The following is a 3340-nucleotide window of genomic DNA, read 5'->3' on the forward strand; positions in this document are numbered from 1 at the left end:
CTTCGTGCCGGTGCCGGTCAAAGGCCTGGTCGACCCGGGTTACCTCGCCAGCCGCGCCAGCCTGATCGGCGAACGCAGCATGGGCAGCGCCCAACCGGGCACACCGCCGGGCGTGCAGGTGGCCTACGCGCCGGATCGCTCGCCGTTGCGCATCTCCACCTCGCAAGTGGTGGCGGTGGATGACCTCGGTGGCGCGGTGTCGATGACCACCACCATCGAAGCGGCGTTCGGTTCGCACCTGATGGTTCAGGGCTTTTTGCTGAATAACCAGATGACCGACTTCTCGTTCATCCCCGAAGAGAACGGGCAGAAAGTCGCCAACCGCGTCGAACCCGGCAAACGACCTCGCTCGTCGATGGCGCCAACCCTGATCTTTGATAGAAAAAGCGGCGAATTCCTCGCCAGCGTCGGCTCGCCGGGCGGCTCGCAGATCATCGAATACGTGGCGAAAACCACCGTCGGCCTGCTCGACTGGAACCTCGACCCGCAACGCGCCATCAGCCTGCCCAACTTCGGCAGCCGCAACGGCCCGACCGAACTGGAACAAGGCCAGTTCAGCCCGGCGCTGATTCAGGCGTTGAAGGACAAGGGACATGTTGTGAATGAAATCGACATGACCAGCGGCACGCAGGCGATCGTGCGGGTCAAGGATGCGCAGGGGAAAGCCTCGCTGGAAGGTGGCGCGGATCCACGGCGTGAAGGCGAAGCGCTGGGGGATTGAGGCGACAAGGGTTGAATAAAGGCCTGCCGCAAGGCAGGCCTTTTGTTTCAACACACTGCGTATTTCAAATCAGGATGTTTAATAACGGCCAGGCAAACGCAGAACCGTCCCACAAGGTTTTCAGGTTGTCCGTCGGACGTCCGCTCTCTAGGCTGTGCTCGTCGCTGCCAATTCAGTGACCGGGCCTGGAAACCCGTGAGGTTTGAGAGCGCACAAGCGCCATTCATAACGTATCCTTGCGCACCTTCATGGTGTGCACTCCGTTATGGCGGCTGTGCGCGGGAGACCTTTGGGTCTGCCGGGGTCGCTCTCTACCCGGGTTTCCAGCCTGCGTACAGCTGCCACCCATTCGCTTGGAAACCGAATGGGCCAGCAGCAACCTTCCTAGAGAGAGATATGCCATGAAAAAGCCAACACCCAATCCCCCCGAAACAAACACCGATCCAACCTCCCCCTACGCCTCCATCGACAGTAAAAAGCTCCACGAAGCGGCCGACCGCGCCCTCGACCACTACCTGAAACCGACCGCTAACCTCATGCCGTCCGATCGCCCCTACGAACCGATGTACCTCGCCAACCCGGCGTACGACACCGAGTCCCTGCTGGCCAATGCCAGCGAAACGTTGGGTTCGGTCACCGAGATGCTCAACAACTTCGCCGCCATGCTTGATACCTCGCACCGCAAGACCGCGCTGGGCATCGCGCAAATCGTCATGCTGACTGAACTGGCGGTGAATCAGGCGCTGGATAACGTTCAGCCGGTCGCGTAGTTATCGCAATGCATAAAAAATCCGATGCCGGGCAGGCATCGGATTCTTAATTCCTGGCGTTGTCCAGAATAGACCTGGCGGGTCCTGTTGACCTAGAGGCCGCCCCCCCTTTGAAGTGAAGTAATCCATGAACGCACGCCCAATTCATAACGAAGAAGACTATCGTGCGGCGCTCAAAAACTTGTCTGCACTTTTCGACAACGAGCCAGTACCGAATACCCCTGAAGGTGATCACTTCGACGTCATGATCAGCCTTATCGAAGCTTACGAGGCCAGACAGTTTTCCCATCCAGGAACTACGGCTCAGCGATTAGCCACCAGATGCGCTCCAAACAGCAGATAACAACCACCGGCCAAACGATCCAGCCATTGCCGTGAACGCTCGTAAACACTGGCGATCCGGCGGCTGGCGAAGAACAGTGCGACGCTGCAATACCAGCTGAACGACAGCGTCGCCATGGTCAGCACCGCCAGCGCCAACAACAGTGGCGGTACATGGGCCGGCATCGCGGTGGCGAAGATGGTGGCGACGAACAGTGCCGATTTGGGGTTGGTCATGTTGCCCAGCAAGCCTCGCCCGTAAGCGCCGAGCAAGGTTTGCTGCGACTCATCCAGCGTGCCGGGGGCAATCGGCGCCTTGCGTTTGAACTGCTTGAGTCCGAGCCAGATCAGGTAGCAGCCACCGGCGATCTTGAAGCTCAGGTACAGCGTCGGTGCCGCGCTGAACAGAGTCTGAATCCCCAAACCGCCGGCCAGGCCCCACAACACGGTTCCGCTGGCGACGCCGAGCGCCGCAACCACCCCGTGACGACGCGAGCGGCTGACCGCCAGTTGGGCGATGTTGAAGAAGTTCGGGCCGGGGGTGACCACCGCGACCGTCCACAACAGCGCCAGCGACAACAACGGGGCGAGGTAGCCAGAAAGCGAAAGGTCCATGGGGCGAGCGCCTGATTGGTTCGACAATGCCCCACACCTTGCTACATCCGACGCAGGTTTTCCATCAGACAAATATCACAACGGCAGGGTTTTACCGTCCACCGCATCGCCAATCGTCAGGAAATGCCCGCCGGCCACGTGGTGCAGCGTGCGCAAGCCGTCGTGCCCGTCGAAATGCCAGCGGCCATCGCTGAACACACGCTCATCGGCCTGCGCGGCGATGACTTCGGCGAGGAACAGGTCGTATTGCTCGTGGTTACGCGGTTCGGGCAGCAAGCGGCATTCGAGCCAGGCCACGCAGCCTTCGAGCAACGGCGCCTCAACGGTTTCACCGGCGAAGGTCTGCAGGCCGTAAGCCTGAAACTTGTCCTGCCCCTGATTCTGCCGGATCTCCAGCCCCGAGGTATTGCCGACGGTTTGCACGATGTCAGCCTGATTGACACACGGCACGTTGAGCACAAAAGTGCCGGACGCTTCGAGCAACTGGCGGGTCCAGGTGGACTTGTCGAGGACGACCGCAACTTTGGGCGGTTCGAAATCCAGCGGCATCGCCCAGGCGGCGGCCATGATGTTGCGCTGACCGTCATGGGCGGCGCTGACCAGCACGGTCGGCCCGTGATTGAGCAGACGGTAGGCTTTGTTCAGGGGAACCGGGCGGCGGTGGGAGGCGCTCATGGGGATCTGCTCCGGGGGAAAAGGAGCCGATTGTAGCGCCAGCGGCGGGTGAAAACCTGTAGGAGCTGCGGCACGCTGCGATCTTTTGATCTTGACGTTGATCCTTGAAATCAACATCAAAAGATCGCAGCCTCGTTGCACTCGGCAACTCCTACAGGGATTGGCGGGGGAATCAGTTGGAGAGCTGATTGGCGAACTGGCCGACCGCATCCACCACTTTCTGCGCGCCGTCCTGGAT

The 3340-nt window shown here is 60.5% G+C and carries 4 protein-coding genes and 1 pseudogene; 3 read left to right on the plus strand and 2 right to left on the minus strand.

Annotated elements, in window-relative coordinates:
- The 3 genes and pseudogenes from DBR18_RS29985 to DBR18_RS29990 all read left to right on the plus strand — a co-directional run.
- Positions 1-721 (plus strand): gamma-glutamyltransferase (locus DBR18_RS29985; RefSeq protein ID WP_256588971.1); only part of this gene is annotated, 721 nt, incomplete at its 5' end.
- A gap of 401 nt (positions 722-1122) precedes the next feature.
- Positions 1123-1491 carry a DUF6124 family protein gene (locus DBR18_RS25570; RefSeq protein ID WP_108592400.1) on the plus strand — a complete coding sequence of 123 codons (369 nt, stop codon included), beginning with the start codon at positions 1123-1125 and terminating at the stop codon, positions 1489-1491.
- A 127-nt stretch (positions 1492-1618) separates the two neighbouring features.
- A pseudogene (locus tag DBR18_RS29990) lies at positions 1619-1774 on the plus strand (transcriptional regulator); the annotation flags it as partial.
- A 20-nt stretch (positions 1775-1794) separates the two neighbouring features.
- On the opposite strand, the gene DBR18_RS25580 reads toward DBR18_RS29990, so the two are convergent.
- Both DBR18_RS25580 and DBR18_RS25585 read right to left on the minus strand, forming a co-directional pair.
- Positions 1795-2427, minus strand: a complete 633-nt coding sequence (locus tag DBR18_RS25580; RefSeq protein WP_108592401.1) for a LysE family translocator — start codon at positions 2425-2427, stop codon at positions 1795-1797.
- Positions 2428-2502: 75 nt separating this feature from the next.
- Positions 2503-3102, minus strand: coding sequence for a flavin reductase family protein (locus DBR18_RS25585; RefSeq protein ID WP_108592402.1), 600 nt, complete (start codon positions 3100-3102; stop codon positions 2503-2505).
- Positions 3103-3340: the final 238 nt, after the last annotated feature.

Origin of the sequence: Pseudomonas sp. HMWF021, assembly GCF_003061005.1 — a bacterium.
Classification (GTDB): Bacteria; Pseudomonadota; Gammaproteobacteria; order Pseudomonadales; family Pseudomonadaceae; genus Aquipseudomonas.

What these genes read in the sequence shown, in the direction of transcription:
- DBR18_RS25580 (WP_108592401.1), bottom strand. Translation starts at nt 2,427, where the DNA reads ATGGACCTTTCGCTTTCTGGCTACCTCGCCCCGTTGTTGTCGCTGGCG.
- DBR18_RS25585 (WP_108592402.1), bottom strand. Translation starts at nt 3,102, where the DNA reads ATGAGCGCCTCCCACCGCCGCCCGGTTCCCCTGAACAAAGCCTACCGT.
- DBR18_RS25570 (WP_108592400.1), top strand. Translation starts at nt 1,123, where the DNA reads ATGAAAAAGCCAACACCCAATCCCCCCGAAACAAACACCGATCCAACC.